We start from the raw sequence: 14,606 nt of genomic DNA, 5'->3' as shown, positions 1-14,606 counted from the left end.
AGAGGGTGACTTCGTTTTGCGAGGTCGCCTTCTTTTTTTGTTGAGAAAATTTGAATTCAATAAGAAACCCGCATCCGTAAGGGATGCGGGTAAAAGTATTAGCATGTTTCAACGTCTAAGTTTGTTACAGGCCACCAGTGGAATCCATCTTTTTCTAACAGGTTAATGGCGCCTTGAGGTCCCATTGTACCCGATTCATAATTTGGATACCTGGTTTCTTTTGTTTTTTCCCATACATTTGAAATATTATCAACGAAGCTCCACGATAGGGCGACTTCATCCCAATGCGTAAAGTTTGTGGCATCACCACGCATGCAATCATAGAGCAACAATTCGTAGGCTTCTGGAGTGTTCATCCCATTAATGCCTTTGTTTGCAAAGCTCAGCTTAACTGGAGTGGCATCAAGGCTTTGTCCAGATTTTTTCGCATTAAAATGGAGCGTAATTCCTTCCTCGGGTTGAATATGAATCACGAGTAGGTTAGGATTTAACATTTTCTCGGTTTGATAATATAAGTTCATCGGAATATCTTTAAATTGGACCACGATTTTTGTTTGCTTTGTTAACATCCTTTTACCTGTACGGATATAGAATGGAACTCCAGCCCAACGGAAATTATCAATCATCAATTTTCCAGCAACAAAAGTTTCAGTATTGGAATTTGGATCAACCATTTCTTCATTTCGATATGCTGGAAGCTGATCCTCGTTTATTTTCCCTTCCCCGTATTGGCCACGGACGAAGTATTTATCAACATCTAGCCCTTGGACTTGTCTTAACGCTCGGAGTACCCGCACCTTTTCTGAGCGAATTTCGTCGGTTGTAAGGCGAATGGGTGGTTCCATGGCTAATAATGCAACCATTTGGAGCATATGGTTTTGAACCATATCCCGAAGTGCTCCACTTTTTTCGTAATAGCGACCCCGTTCCTCCACTCCAAGCACTTCACTTGAGGTGATTTGAATATTGGATATGTAACGATTATTCCAAAGAGGTTCAAACATAGCATTCGCAAACCGAATCACTTCAATATTTTGGACCATTTCCTTTCCAAGATAGTGATCGATTCGGTAAATTTCATTTTCTGAAAAAGCAGTACGAATTTGTTGATTTAATTTCTTTGCAGAGGCTAGGTCATGCCCAAACGGTTTTTCAATGACAAGACGTTTAAAGCCATCAACATTGGTTAACCCATCTAATTTTAAATGTTCGGCAATGGTTCCAAAAAACTCAGGTGCCATCGCTAAATAAAAGATTCGATTCCCATCGAGCTGAAAACTGCTGTCCAGTCTACCTGCAAGCTGGTTTAGAGCAGTATAAGAGCTGGAATTGGTAACGTCATGTGAGTGATAGAAAAAGTGTGAAATAAACTCATCAATATTTTCACTACTATTACCTGAAGATAATATGGAGTCTTTCACATTTTGTTTAAACTGTTCATGTGAAAGTGAGCGTCTCGCTACTCCGATAACAGCGAAACGGTCTAAATTTCCTTTTTCATACAGCTGATAAAGGGATGGAAATAGCTTTCGATTTGCCAAATCCCCTGTTGCTCCAAATATCATGATTAATGCTGTTGGTTTCTCATTCTGTTTCACAATGCTGTACCCCTTTATATATATTCTCGAAAATATGTAGATAATGATGATGACCTATACAAATATTAAATTTTATCTTGTTACTCACATTTAAGCAAATAAAAAGTGACATATACCGATAGTTTTCTTCTTTTTTTGCATCACTATCCTCTTATTTTTCTGGGACGCTCACGGTTTCATTGTATGGTATAGTAATGCTAGCATGTTACAAATGATCTGAAGTTGCATGAACATCAGATTTATTAGATGAAAGGAAGGTAAGTTAAAGTGGACGTTTTCTTTTTAGGAACAGGTGCAGGAATTCCGGCCAAGCTTCGTAATGTCACTTCAATTGCCTTAAAGCTGTTGGAGGAGCGGGGAAGTATTTGGCTGTTTGATTGTGGAGAAGCAACCCAGCACCAAATTTTACATACATCGATCAAACCGCGTAGAATTGAAAAAATATTTATTACCCATCTTCACGGTGACCATATATATGGATTACCTGGCTTACTATCGAGCCGATCGTTTCAAGGTGGGGAAACAGAGGTTATTATTTATGGTCCAAAAGGTTTAAAGGAATACATAACGGTAAGTTTATCTGTTAGCCAAACGTATTTGAAATATCCGTTAAAGGTGATTGAAATCGATGAAGGCATTATTTTCGAAGATGAGCAATTTATCGTGGAGACGCATGTCTTAGAGCATGGCATTCCTTCTTATGGATACCGAATCATTGAAAAAGATCGCCCTGGAACATTGCTTGCCGACAAACTAGCTGAGGCTGGCATTAAGCCAGGTCCGATTTATAAAAAAATAAAAAACGGTGAGAATGTTACAACAGAAGATGGAATGTTCATTAAAGCATGTGAATTTTTGGGGCAGACGCTAAAGGGGCGTATTGTAACCATTCTTGGTGATACAAGACAATGCGATCATGCTGCAAAACTGGCAACCGATGCCGATTTATTAGTTCATGAAGCTACTTTTTCAAAAGGAGAAAAAAGCCTAGCTTACGATTATTTCCATTCAACCACCCACCAAGCAGCCAAAATCGCCAAAAGGGCGGGGGTTAAGAAACTCTGCCTTACCCATATTAGCTCAAGGTATGACCGAGAGGCATGGAATGAGCTAGTGGCGGAAGCGAAGGAAATTTTCCCAAACACGGAAATAGCAGAGGATTTTAAGGAGATTACGGTTCCAGTGGATAAAAACATGGATTAGGTCGAAAACCTGAAAATACTAAAGGACAAGGGTTAGGAGAAATCCCTAACCTTTGTCCTTTTATTTATTTTCATCTTTTTCATTTTCTTCCATATTAAACCAAAGTGGATCGTCGTTATCTTCTTCCCCATTATAGTTAATTAAGATTTCTTCTCCTGCTTTGATGTCTGTGTAAGCAAAAAAATCAAATGTGTGGTTTGAAAAATTAATTTCATAAGTTGCATTAGGTGTATACGAGTGATTAAACAGCATACCATATCCCAACAGCATCGCAGTGTGGTTAATCCCATATTCAAATGCATAATCAGCAAGGAGCGTTTTCTCGATGTGAACATGCTCGTCATTTGGATAAGCAATAACGGGAGCTTCATGGAGTAGCTCACCTTTTTTGATATCACGTTTTGCGAATACTCCTCTATTGAACTCCCCATCGCTGAGTTTGGATGTTTTTATTTCAATCATATTAGTCTCCTTCGAGCGCTTGTCTTTTTAATACTATCTTCTAAGCTAACAGTTGATCTGGATGAAAGCAACTATTTTTAATTATGGGTGAGGAAATCATTATGGGAAAAATCGAATCAAATAGGGATATAACTAACAGAATAATAAAAAAACGGTTATGATAAGAATGGTTATTTGATTTTTGGAAATCGAGGGGAGAAATTTATGTTTTCGAATGAAGAAAGAGAATCCATTTATAAAGTGATCTATCAGAGGCGGGATATTCGTAGTTTTTTGTCTGACCCTATCCCGGAAGAAACGATACATAGAATCTTGAATGCTGCCCATCATGCACCATCTGTAGGCTTTAGCCAGCCATGGAATTTTATCTTAATTTCCTCAGAAAGCATAAAAGAAAAGTTAGCTTGGGCCGCTGACAAGGAAAAGCGAGCATTAGCAATCCATTATGAAGGAGAAAAAGAAACGAAATTTCACGGTTTAAAAGTTGAAGGTTTAAAAGAGGCTCCATTAACGATATGTGTAACATGCGATCCAACTAGAGGGGGTTCACATGTTTTAGGGAGAAATTCCATTCCTGAAACAGATATTCTCTCAACCGCTTGTGCAATTCAAAATATGTGGTTAGCAGCCTGTGCTGAAGGGCTTGCAATGGGCTGGGTTAGTTTTTATAAAAAAAATGATATCCGTGACATTCTAGAAATTCCACCACATATCGATCCGATTGCCTTGATTTCTGTTGGGTACACTGACGAATATCCAGAAAAACCATTACTAGAGCTGGCGAAGTGGGAAAAAAGACAAGAATTAGAACAACTCATTTTTACTAATAAGTGGGGAGAAAAATAATCTTATTTTTAGGGGAGAGGAAGGGAATTAGCTGGATTCCTTCCTCGTCATTCTTATTTGATCCCAATAACTCGAATCCTTTTGTAATCTGCAATCCAGCTTCCATCTTTGTATAAAAGTTTTCTTAAGCTATCTTCGCAATTTGCTATGACAATATCTTTGGTAGTTTCATCTATATCTCCAAATAATCCACTTCCGAACATGTTAAGCCAATTTCTTAAGCCATTCGATCCCTCTAAAGGTGTCGGTCGTTCAAAATGATGTGCAAAGGTTACTTTAAATCCAATTTTCTCCATCATAGTTGTATATTCACCTATTGTCGGAAAATACCATGGGAATTGTTCCATTTCGTATTTAATCCCTAACTTTTCGTACTGATTAAAAATTTCATCTGTTATTGTTCGTACATTTTCGTTACCACCGAATTCTGCAACAAATCTACCACCAGATTTTAAAGCTGTATAAATACTGTTCAATGCCTGTTGTGGAGTTTTGATCCAGTGAAGGGTAGCGTTAGAAAACACGGCATCAAATTCGTTTTGGAAATTCAGATCAATCGCATCTCTAACCATAAATTTCACTTTTGGATACTTCCCTTGTGCTTGTTGGACCATATTTTTCGATTTATCAACTCCGACAATTTTTGCTCCAAGGTCATGGATTCTATTAGCCAAGTCTCCTGTTCCACAGCCAAGATCAAGAATGTGTTCCCCTTTTCTAGGGGCTAATAAGTCGATTAGATCATGACCAAACCTCGATACAAATGAGTGTTTACCATCGTATAATTCCGCATCCCAACTGTCCTTTTTAAAATGAACTTGTTCCAATCCACTTCACTCCCAACATTCTAATATGGAATCTTGATTCTTGTTAATTGAATTATATGTCAAAAGTTATATAATGGAAATTAACAAAAATGGAGAATATTAATAACGGTTTGTTATTAAGGTAGGGGATAGCATGGATATTAAATGGCTAAAGACTTTTATCGTTGCCGCTAAATATGAAAACTTTCGGCAGGCATCTGAAGAGCTCTTTTTAACTCAACCTGCAATCACCAAGCACATTAAACGGCTTGAAGAAAATCTTAATATTCCCTTGTTTAATAGAATGGGGAAAAATGTTTCGCTATCGCCAGCAGGTCATAAATTCCTTCCGTTTGCTCTTGAAATGATAGACCAGTATGATAAAAGATTAGAAGAGTTTGAAGCGTGGAAACAGGGGTATAATCGGAAGTTAATGATTGCAACTGCCCCACAAATTGCCTCATCCATTCTACCTTCCATTCTTAGGAAGTTTATCGATGAGAATCCAGATATTGAAGTGATCATAAACGTTGTTAAATCTTATGATATTGGCGAGGAAATTAGTTCAGGCAAAGCAGATCTAGGGTTAACCAGGATACAGCCTGTTCAAACAAACGTTAACACTGAAATGGTTCACAAAGAACCAGTTATATTAGTTGGACCTATTGATAAACAAAAGGGTGCATCCCTTGCTGAAGAGCAGGTCCTTCAAAAATACAGACTACTCACTCATAACCACCCAGAATATTGGGATGACCTCTTAAACGACATTAAGAGGCACTATCCAATCATTCGCACCATGACTGTTAATCAAGTAGAAATCACAAAACGTTTCATTGAAGAGGGGCTTGGCGTTTCATTTTTGCCTTTGACGATGGTTAAAGAAGAAATCAACAATAATAAAATGGTTCAAATATCCCCTGATAAAATCAGCCTTCCCACATCCTCAACCTATGTCGTAACAAAGGTTGAAACAAATGAAGTAGTTGCGTTTATTAAATTTTTCAAAGATGAGCTTGAGAGTATGTGTATGTAGACAAAGATCCAGCTGCCATTTCAGCTGCAGCTGGATCTTGTTCATACCTTATTATCCACCGAAGAATAGGTCAATAATATTTGAAGCTGCCGATGTTTTTTTGTTATAAAACTCGGAATACCCACAGTTCTTGCAAAAAACTACCGTGAAGGTATTATGTTGAAGATCAAACATTTTTGATAGACCTGTGCCTGTCATGGCTACTTCTTTCGTTCCAGTCTCTCTGCTTCCACATTTAATACAACCTTTTTCGCTCATAATATCCCTCCTGGTATATCATTTCTCTTATTATCTACGATTAAACCGATTAAAAGTTTCCTGTTTCTAATTCAATATTAATTAAAATAGTTAAAAAATTTGTCCATATACCATAGGTATGGCATTAATGTTGACTTTCTATTTAGTACTATGGATATTCTATTACAGGCTAGGCAGTTTAGTTTAAAAATTGAAAAAGTAGCCACTTAATTATAATAGGTGGCTTTCTTTATTTCCTTGATTTAAATAATTTTACCTGGATAAAATAATAGATGCTATTTGTGAATCGGGCTACTAAAAAAAAGAAATAAAAGTATTAAGAAGAGAAAGGAGTGTTTGCTTATGCTGTCTAAAAGGCGCTTGGCTTTTAATACTGTTCTGATATTACTTCCTTGGCTATCATTGTTATTTTTAGGAAAGCGTACTATAAAACATTTTTTTCTAGCAGGGTTAGTAACTGTAATTTTTGAAGTGTTTAACGCTAAAATTGGACAAAAGCGTAAGTGGTGGTTTTTTTATGATAAAAGAAACTCATTTATTTCAAATGAACTGCCTTTTAGTATAGGTCCATATTTACCTCTATCAATTTGGATGCTAAAATTTTCGTACGGGAACTTTAAAAAGTTCCTGTTACTTAATACTATTTCAGATGGATTTTTTGCTTTTCCCTTACTTAAATTTCTCAAAAAGGTGAAAATAGTAAAATTATACAGATTAAATGAGGTTCAATTTTTTCTGTACTTATTTTATAAAGCATTTTCATTGTATAGCGTCCAATACTTTGTTGAGTATAAAAAGCGATTGAAAATAAAGAAAATAGCTCAGTTGAACTGAGCTATTTTCTTTATTAATTACAAAAAAACCGCCGTTATATGAGGTGCGATTTGTCATACAGAAATCCCAAATCTTAAGACTAATAATTCCAGCCTCGTTCATACTGTCTAGGGCTTTCTATTTTCACACCAAGCTGCTTGGCTGCTGTTCTTGGCCAATAGGGATCACGCAGTAGTTCTCTAGCAAGAAGGATTAAATCGGCGCGATCATTTTGCAAAATTTCTTCAGCATGTAATCCAGATGTAATCAGTCCGACCGCGCTAGTTGGAATTCCGGCCTGATGCTTGATCGTTTCTGAGAGCGGTACTTGATAGCCTGGATAGATTGGAATGCTTGCATGTACTAATCCACCCGAACTCACATCAATCAAATCGACGCCTTGTTCCTTCATCCAGCGACCTATCGTAACATAATCTTCGACGCCTAAGCCATGACTATTGTAATCATTTGCCGTTACTCTAACGAACAATGGCCCATCCCAAACCGTTTTTACCGCTTCAATAACTTCTCTTAAAAAACGATAGCGATTTTCTGCGGACCCACCATATTCATCTGTCCGCTGATTTGTTAATGGTGATAAAAATTCATTGATTAAATAACCGTGTGCTCCGTGAATTTCAATCACATCAAAGCCGGCCCGTTTTGCTCGTTGGGCTCCTTGTTTAAATGCTTCAATTGTTTCTTTAATTTCTTCTAACGTCATTTGTTTTGGTGTTTTCGACTTATCATCAAAGGCAATCGCTGATGGAGCCAGGATTTCTCCATCAACTCCAGCTTTTCTTCCGGCATGGGCTATTTGTATGCCAATCTTGGTTCCGTGTTCTTTCACTAGTTGAGTTAGCTTCGTGAAACCTTCCACATGTTCGTCGTTCCAAATTCCTAAATCGTAATTAGAAATTCGACCTTGGGGAGTAACTGCTGAGGCTTCAACAATGATCAATCCAACTTGGCCAACCGCTCGGCTTACATAATGGGTGGTGTGCCAGTTACTCATTGTTCCGTTCTCCTTTTCGGAGGAATACATGCACATTGGTGCCATGACAACACGGTTTTTCAAGGTTAGCCCTTTAATTGAATAGGGAGAAAATAATTTTGCAGTCAAAATAAAAAAGCCTCCTTTTATTTCGTGAATCAAAAGATATCACTAGTATACCAGAGGCTTTTTTAGAATGTAATTTTATCCAATTGATTTTTGCTAAATATTTTAGGAATTATTTCACCGGATATAGTTCATCACTTAGTGCGATTCCAAGCCGTTTTGATTGTGCTGTTGCTTCTTTAATACAATTAATAAATGCCTTTTGCACATCGAATGACTCTAACACGCGAATCCCTGCCTCAGTTGTGCCGCCTGGACTGGTTACTTCAGCGCGCAATTGTTGGGAAGGTTTTGTTGATGTTGCGACCATTTCGGCAGCACCAAGTAGTGTTTGCACAATTAGTTCCTTAGCTACTTGTTTGTCGAGTCCGATCTCATCGGCACCTTTTTCCATTGCCTCAATGAGATAATAAATATAAGCTGGGCCGCTTCCTGAAAGGCCAGTAATGGCATCAATCTGACTTTCTTCTACAAATGTGGTTAAGCCAACTGTTTCAAAAATTGTTTGGACAATATCTTTTTGACGATCGGATACACGATTATTGATCGCAAGTCCGGTTGCTGATTTGCCGACTGTTGCTGATGTATTTGGCATTGCTCTAACAACGGGTAACTTCTTTTCAGCAAGCAGTTCAATGTTTTCAATCGACACACCTGCTAAGACACTAATCAGCATTGTATTTTCGGTTAGATAAGAGCGGATTTGTGAAATAGCAGTAGCGGTATCTTTTGGCTTCATTGCTAAAATTACTGCATCAGCATTCTCCAACAGCTCACTTAATTCATATGTGCCGTTAACTCCATATTTCTGGTTGAGGTTGTCTAATTTTTCTTGATTGCTTCGGTTCGTCACCCAAATTTGCTTACCAGTAAGCAATTGACTTTCGACAATTCCAGAAATCATTGCTTCTGCCATCGAACCGGCGCCAATAAATGCAAGTTTTTTCATGTTCTTTTTATACCCCTTTATATTAAAGATTTGGTAATTTTATACAATTAACCAAAAAGACCCTTCGCCCGTAAAAAGGACGAAAGGTCTTAGCTTCCGTGGTACCACCTTCATTCACCTTTTTAAAATATTGAAAAGGTGCAACTCAACTCCGCTAACGTCGGATTCACGTTTAGGTTTCCCTAACAGCTCGTATGGTAGGTTCAATGGGGAATAGGACGGTGAAGCTTTTCAGCCGAGGGCTTCACTCTCTTTCGTCTTTTTCCATTTACTAGTCATACTCATAGCCTATTTTCAAAAGTAAATTTTAATTGTGATTATGCAAGATGGATAGCTTGTCTGTCAAGTGATTACTAAAAGAATTTTCTTATTTTTTCAAAAGTGAATTATGTGAAAATAATGACAATTTGGTTAATTTTAGGTTATACTTATTTTTATACTTTAACATATTAAGTTAGTCTATTTTCAATTACTTCACCTTGTTCCTCAGTTTTTATCGAAATATAATGTTTTGGAGTTGGTAGAATGACAAAATGGAGAAATGGTATTGCTAAAATTGCGCTGCCGACCCCTTTTCCCGTTGGTGATGTGAATGTTTATCTCATTAAAGGAGATCAATTAACACTAGTTGATGCCGGAACAAATACAAATGAAGCATGGAATGCCCTAGTTAAACAGCTCAATGATTTGCACTTAACCCCAAATGATATTGAGCAAATAATACTTACCCACCATCATCCGGATCATGCTGGGCTATTAAATTACTTTCCGGAAGCAGTTGGAGTTTATGGACATCAGCTTAATCAGCGCTGGTTAACGATAACAGAGCCGTTTATTGAGGAAAATGAAGCCTTTTTTATTCGGACTATACAAGAGTTTGGTGTATCTGAGCGCTTTCTCTCTTTGAAAAATGAGTTTCGCAAAAGGACAAAGTACTCCTGCAACCGAACTTTATCTGGTCATCTTGTCGAAGGTGATACACCGCCGGGCTTAAGTGGTTGGAAAGTGCTCGAAACACCTGGTCATGCCTCAAGCCATATCGGGCTGTTTCGAGAAACGGATGGTGCTTATATCGGTGGCGATCATTTGCTTCCGCATATATCACCAAATCCAATTCTAGAGCCACCATTACCTGGAGACCTAGAGCGTCCGCAGCCACAGCTACAGTTAAACGCCTCTTTGAAAAAAATATCCAAGTACCCGATTCAATGGGTTTATCCGGGTCATGGCGATGAAATTACTGAAGTCGGACCCTTGATTGAAAAACGTCTTGGACGTCAGCATGATCGGGCTATGCAAGTGAGAAAATGGCTTGCAGAGGATGCGATGACGGTTTATGAAGTTTGCCAACGTTTGTTTCCACATATTTATGAGCGGGAACTTATTTTGACCTTATCTGAAACGGTTGCTCAGATAGACTATTTGCTTTCATTGCAGGAAATTACTATGATTAATAGGGAGTTTCCTTATCGATATAAAGCAAATTGAGGTGTCTATAATGAAAAATGACCGACTTAAAGGGAAAAATATTTTGATTACTGGAGCATCAGGGGGAATTGGCGCCGAAATGGCGGCACTTTGTGCTGAGTCTGGAGCACGACTTGTCCTGATGGCCAGAAGCATAGATAAGTTAGAAAAACTTAAAGATGATTTGCAAGCACGGTATCAGGCTGAAGTGCTCGTATATCAGCTTGATGTGTCGGACACGAACGCAATAAAAATCGTTTTTTCAGACGTGTTTGATCGATTGGGGCATGTAGATATATTAGTAAATAACGCCGGCTTTGGCATTTTCCGAGCGGCTCATGAAGCGCCCATCGAAGAAATCAAAAGCATGTTTGAGGTGAATGTGGTAGGGCTAATGGCCTGCACAAGCATGGTTCTTCCTATCATGCGTGAACGACGCTCTGGCCATATCATTAACATTGCCTCCCAAGCTGGAAAAATGGCTACGCCGAAATCAAGTGTGTACTCGGCAACGAAGCATGCTGTCCTTGGCTATTCAAACAGCTTGCGGATGGAGCTTGATGACCTCAATATTTATGTAACAACTGTTAATCCTGGTCCAATCGCCACCAATTTTTTCAATATTGCTGACGAAGAAGGAACCTATTTGAAAAATATTCAAAGATGGGTTTTGAAACCTGAATATGTCGCACGCCAAATCGTCGAGCGCATGCTCACCAGAACGCGGGAAATAAATCTGCCGCGCTGGATGAATACCACAAGTATCTTTTACACGTTGTTCCCTCGTGTTGTCGAACGGTTAGGGAAGCGGGCGTTTAATCAGAAGTAATGAGGTAACCTTTTCTGTTCTTTTCCGTCGATAATGGTAAGAGGTGGTTGTTGATGCGGATTAAAAGGCTTGTTGCTGTGGTAATTTTTTTAGCTATGTTTTCGGTATTGGCAGGGTGCAGCAGTTTTAGTCGTACTACTGATTTGACGAAAGCAAAAACAGGCTATATTACTGATATTGCTAATATGCAAATTCTCGTGAACGATACATGCTTTTCTGCTGATAAAAATACAGAAGTTGTCTCTGAAAAAGGAGAGCAAATGAAATTTACCGATCTCGCTATCGGGGTAAAGGTCGAACCCTGGTTTGAAGGCGGTATACGCGAATCCTTTCCAGCTCAGGCAGATGTGAAAAAGATTGTTGTTATAACAGATAAGGACAGCGGGCTGATGCAGACTGCCGTTAAGGCAATTGTTGATTATGCGAGAGCAAATTATGGAAATACAGTTATTTTTCAAGATACCCAAGTGAGTAAAGCGTATTTTCAAGCGACGATCGCCGGTGTAACCTTGGGAAATCCGAACCCTGTCACGATTCAGTACGATTTTGAGACGAAGCAAATCTTGAAACAATAAAATGGTGCCATCCTCACGGTTTGGAGGAGGCACCTTTTTGCGCTAACCAGGGCACTTGCACTTTTCTTATAATATTTTTCTGATTGCGATAAAATAGACGACGATTTGCACCGCAGGAATGATCATGACCATCAAAATTGGGAAGTATGGAAATGCAGTCTGGATGAGAGGATAGATGGATAATAAAATTGCAATGATTGGTGCTGAGTACCAAGTAGATATAAAAGCTTTTCGGCAGGCTTCTCCTGATATCATCTTCTCCCGCTCATCGTCCTCAGAGAATTGAAGTGGAAAAAGCCAGAATGAAATCGGTTTTTTCTTCTTTTGTTTAATCACTAAATACACCACGGTTAATATTAATCCGAAGGTGAGAAGGGAAAATAGGGGAATAGCGTTCATACTGATTTCCCATGGTGGTTCAGGATATTTCATAATTTTTGCGAATTGTATGTTCGCATTATACAGTGATGTAGTTGCCCATCCTATAAAAAACAGTGACGCAAGACTTAAAATTAGTGTACTTACTGCACGTTTCAAATTTCTCCCTCCTTTTTCTTCAACCAGAATATTTCTTCCATCGGCAAATGAAAAATATCGCATAGTAAGAGCCCGAGCAATAGGGAAGGAACATAGTCGCCTTTTTCAATTGCAGCGATTGTCTGGCGGGTTACGCCAACCTTTTCGGCTAAGTCCGATTGTGAATAGCTATGCTTTGCTCTCAGTTCTTTCACGCGGTTTTGGATTGCCACATTTATGCTCCTCCTCGTTAAAATGGTAATTTAGGCTAACATATTTTCTTTTTATTGTATAGTTAACTTAACATTTTGTAAAGTTAATATAACACTGATATCCAATTTTTTACAAAAGATAGATATGCTATTGATAGATGATAGTTTTCTGATGATTAAACCCTCCAAAAAATTCCATTGAAAACGAACGTATATTCGCTTAAGATTAGGAGTACAATAAAAGAACTAACGTTCGTATTTTGAGAGGGGACCATTATGGTGGATTACAGCACAATGCCAAAACAGCATGTATTATGTGTCGACATGAAGAGCTTTTATGCAAGTTGCTCTGCTGTCATACTTGGCCTGGACCCGCTGGAATGCTACTTGGCGGTGGTCGGAAACCAAGACCGGCAAGGCAGTGTTGTCCTTGCTTCCTCTCCCCGTATGAAAAAAGAATATGGTATTAAAACTGGATCACGTATGTTTGAGATCCCAAAGGATCCGCAAATTCGCGTTGTTGAACCGATGATGGCGATGTATTTGCGCATTTCCACCGAGCTTACGCGTGTGTTTCATCGCTACGTTCCAAAAGAAGCCATTCATGTTTATAGTGTTGACGAGAGTTTTTTGAAGGTGGACGGTGCATCTAACCTTTGGGGGGATGTCTGGACGATTGCCCGAAAAATTAAAGATGATATCGAAAGAGAGTTTCAGTTGACCTGTACGATCGGTATTGGTCCGAACATGCTGATGTCAAAGCTGTGCCTTGATCTAGATGCAAAAAAGACCGGCATCGCTGAATGGACGTATGATGATGTTCAAACTAAGTTGTGGCCCGTTTCGCCTTTACGGGAAATGTGGGGGATTGGCAGACAAGTGGAAAAAACGTTAAATAGCATGGGGATTTTCTCCGTTGGTCAGCTTGCCCGCTATGATTTAAAGAAACTCGAGAAGAAATTCGGCATTATGGGCAACCAGCTTTATTATCATGCCTGGGGAGTCGATTTTTCCGAGATTGGAGCTCCGATTATAGAGGGGCAAGTTAGCTTTGGAAAAAGTCAGATTTTGCTTCGAGATTATAAAGATGAGCATGAAATTAAGAGTGTGATTCTTGAGATGTGTGAAGAAGTGGCTAGAAGGGCGCGCAACCGTCGGAAAGCAGGCAGGACGATTAGCTTTAGTCTTGGCTATAGCAAGGATGAGTTTGGCGGTGGCTTTCATCGTTCGCGAACCATTGCCGAGCCGACTAATATTACGATGGATCTTTATCGGGTATGTCTAGAACTTTTCCGTGAGAACTATCAAGGAAAAACAGTTCGGCAAATCGCCCTTTCATTAGGTAACCTTGTTGATGACCATGAAATGCAGTTAAATCTGTTTGAAATGAATAGGTGGAAAAAGCGGGAGCTTGGTTACGTTGTTGATGGGATTCGTAATCGGTTCGGTTCGGGTTCCTTATTACGTGCCGTTTCTTACACGGAAGCCGGGACATCAAGGCATAGAGCCAAGCTGGTGGGCGGGCATAAAAGATAGGTTTTATTTTTGAAAAGAAGAGGTGAACCGGGATGATTCGTGATCGCGGTAGAATTAAATGGACATCGATGATGCTTCCTGAGCATGTAAAAATGCTACGGGATTGGGTGAAAGAAGATACGTACGAGTACAAAAAGCAATTGGATGAACAACAGCTTGATTTGATGAATGAAACGATTTCGAGTGCAATGGAATTTAATCAAGTGGTAACGGTCACCCATTACTGTGCAAAACATTATGAACTGGTGATTGGGAAAATTCATCATTGGGACGCACTTGATCAGAGGCTCCAAATTATTGACCGATTTGATGAGGTTCATCAAATTAAGCTGTCAGATATTTTCGATGTTCGGTTGTCGGATTAGGATAGAAACACGGTT

The 14,606-nt window shown here is 38.9% G+C and carries 16 protein-coding genes and 1 other annotated feature; of the genes, 8 read left to right on the top strand and 8 right to left on the bottom strand.

Annotation, left to right across the window (positions count from 1 at the left end; all coding sequences use genetic code 11):
- Positions 1 to 98: 98 nt before the first annotated feature.
- Positions 99 to 1,598, bottom strand: coding sequence for a glucose-6-phosphate dehydrogenase (zwf, locus tag B1NLA3E_RS15905; protein WP_015594858.1), 1,500 nt, complete (start codon positions 1,596 to 1,598; stop codon positions 99 to 101).
- A gap of 267 nt (positions 1,599 to 1,865) precedes the next feature.
- On the opposite strand from zwf, the gene rnz reads away from it, so the two are divergent.
- Complete coding sequence (gene rnz, locus B1NLA3E_RS15900; RefSeq protein WP_015594857.1) at positions 1,866 to 2,801, top strand: ribonuclease Z; 936 nt, start codon at positions 1,866 to 1,868, stop codon at positions 2,799 to 2,801.
- A 60-nt stretch (positions 2,802 to 2,861) separates the two neighbouring features.
- Here rnz and B1NLA3E_RS15895 read toward each other — a convergent pair whose 3' ends face one another.
- On the bottom strand, positions 2,862 to 3,263 hold the full coding sequence (locus B1NLA3E_RS15895; RefSeq protein ID WP_015594856.1) for an SET domain-containing protein: 402 nt from the start codon (positions 3,261 to 3,263) through the stop codon (positions 2,862 to 2,864).
- 204 nt (positions 3,264 to 3,467) lie between these two features.
- Between B1NLA3E_RS15895 and bluB the strand changes: the two genes are divergently transcribed.
- Positions 3,468 to 4,109 carry a 5,6-dimethylbenzimidazole synthase gene (gene bluB, locus B1NLA3E_RS15890; protein WP_015594855.1) on the top strand — a complete coding sequence of 214 codons (642 nt, stop codon included), beginning with the start codon at positions 3,468 to 3,470 and terminating at the stop codon, positions 4,107 to 4,109.
- Positions 4,110 to 4,162: 53 nt separating this feature from the next.
- Here the strand turns inward: bluB and B1NLA3E_RS15885 are convergent, their stop codons facing one another.
- A complete protein-coding gene (locus B1NLA3E_RS15885; protein ID WP_015594854.1) occupies positions 4,163 to 4,936 on the bottom strand; it encodes a class I SAM-dependent methyltransferase in 774 nt (257 codons plus the stop codon).
- Positions 4,937 to 5,069: 133 nt separating this feature from the next.
- On the opposite strand from B1NLA3E_RS15885, the gene B1NLA3E_RS15880 reads away from it, so the two are divergent.
- Positions 5,070 to 5,951 carry a LysR family transcriptional regulator gene (locus B1NLA3E_RS15880; protein WP_015594853.1) on the top strand — a complete coding sequence of 294 codons (882 nt, stop codon included), beginning with the start codon at positions 5,070 to 5,072 and terminating at the stop codon, positions 5,949 to 5,951.
- Positions 5,952 to 6,002: 51 nt separating this feature from the next.
- On the opposite strand, the gene B1NLA3E_RS15875 is transcribed toward B1NLA3E_RS15880, so the two are convergent.
- From B1NLA3E_RS15875 to proC, 3 genes are all read right to left on the bottom strand, one after another.
- Positions 6,003 to 6,209 carry a zinc ribbon domain-containing protein gene (locus B1NLA3E_RS15875; RefSeq protein ID WP_015594852.1) on the bottom strand — a complete coding sequence of 69 codons (207 nt, stop codon included), beginning with the start codon at positions 6,207 to 6,209 and terminating at the stop codon, positions 6,003 to 6,005.
- A gap of 913 nt (positions 6,210 to 7,122) precedes the next feature.
- Complete coding sequence (gene namA / locus B1NLA3E_RS15865) at positions 7,123 to 8,145, bottom strand: NADPH dehydrogenase NamA (protein ID WP_015594850.1); 1,023 nt, start codon at positions 8,143 to 8,145, stop codon at positions 7,123 to 7,125.
- 109 nt (positions 8,146 to 8,254) lie between these two features.
- A complete protein-coding gene (gene proC / locus B1NLA3E_RS15860; RefSeq protein ID WP_015594849.1) occupies positions 8,255 to 9,091 on the bottom strand; it encodes a pyrroline-5-carboxylate reductase in 837 nt (278 codons plus the stop codon).
- A 72-nt stretch (positions 9,092 to 9,163) separates the two neighbouring features.
- Positions 9,164 to 9,385: a binding site (T-box leader), on the bottom strand.
- Positions 9,386 to 9,616: 231 nt separating this feature from the next.
- Between proC and B1NLA3E_RS15855 the strand changes: the two genes are divergently transcribed.
- The 3 genes from B1NLA3E_RS15855 to B1NLA3E_RS15845 are packed head-to-tail and all read left to right on the top strand — an operon-like array spanning position 9,617 to position 11,962.
- Positions 9,617 to 10,579, top strand: a complete 963-nt coding sequence (locus B1NLA3E_RS15855; RefSeq protein ID WP_015594848.1) for an MBL fold metallo-hydrolase — start codon at positions 9,617 to 9,619, stop codon at positions 10,577 to 10,579.
- Positions 10,580 to 10,589: 10 nt separating this feature from the next.
- Complete coding sequence (locus tag B1NLA3E_RS15850; RefSeq protein WP_015594847.1) at positions 10,590 to 11,387, top strand: SDR family NAD(P)-dependent oxidoreductase; 798 nt, start codon at positions 10,590 to 10,592, stop codon at positions 11,385 to 11,387.
- 53 nt (positions 11,388 to 11,440) lie between these two features.
- A complete protein-coding gene (locus B1NLA3E_RS15845; protein ID WP_015594846.1) occupies positions 11,441 to 11,962 on the top strand; it encodes a DUF3221 domain-containing protein in 522 nt (173 codons plus the stop codon).
- A gap of 66 nt (positions 11,963 to 12,028) precedes the next feature.
- On the opposite strand, the gene B1NLA3E_RS15840 is transcribed toward B1NLA3E_RS15845, so the two are convergent.
- Both B1NLA3E_RS15840 and B1NLA3E_RS15835 read right to left on the bottom strand, forming a co-directional pair.
- On the bottom strand, positions 12,029 to 12,499 hold the full coding sequence (locus B1NLA3E_RS15840; protein WP_015594845.1) for a hypothetical protein: 471 nt from the start codon (positions 12,497 to 12,499) through the stop codon (positions 12,029 to 12,031).
- The gene (locus B1NLA3E_RS15835) at positions 12,496 to 12,711 is read right to left on the bottom strand and encodes a helix-turn-helix transcriptional regulator (protein WP_015594844.1); all 216 of its coding nucleotides are present in this window, start codon (positions 12,709 to 12,711) and stop codon (positions 12,496 to 12,498) included. The genes B1NLA3E_RS15840 and B1NLA3E_RS15835 overlap by 4 nt, the downstream gene beginning before the upstream one ends.
- Positions 12,712 to 12,966: 255 nt before the next feature.
- On the opposite strand from B1NLA3E_RS15835, the gene B1NLA3E_RS15830 reads away from it, so the two are divergent.
- Together B1NLA3E_RS15830 and B1NLA3E_RS15825 are read left to right on the top strand one after the other, a co-directional pair.
- A complete protein-coding gene (locus B1NLA3E_RS15830; protein WP_015594843.1) occupies positions 12,967 to 14,226 on the top strand; it encodes a Y-family DNA polymerase in 1,260 nt (419 codons plus the stop codon).
- Between the two features lie 32 nt (positions 14,227 to 14,258).
- Entirely contained in the window at positions 14,259 to 14,591 is a 333-nt protein-coding gene (locus B1NLA3E_RS15825) for a YolD-like family protein (RefSeq protein WP_015594842.1), read from the top strand.
- The last annotated feature ends 15 nt before the right edge of the window (positions 14,592 to 14,606 follow it).

Origin of the sequence: Bacillus sp. 1NLA3E, from assembly GCF_000242895.2 — a bacterium.
Lineage (GTDB): Bacteria > Bacillota > Bacilli > Bacillales > Cytobacillaceae > Bacillus_BU.
This window is presented reverse-complemented; position numbering and strand designations above follow the sequence as displayed.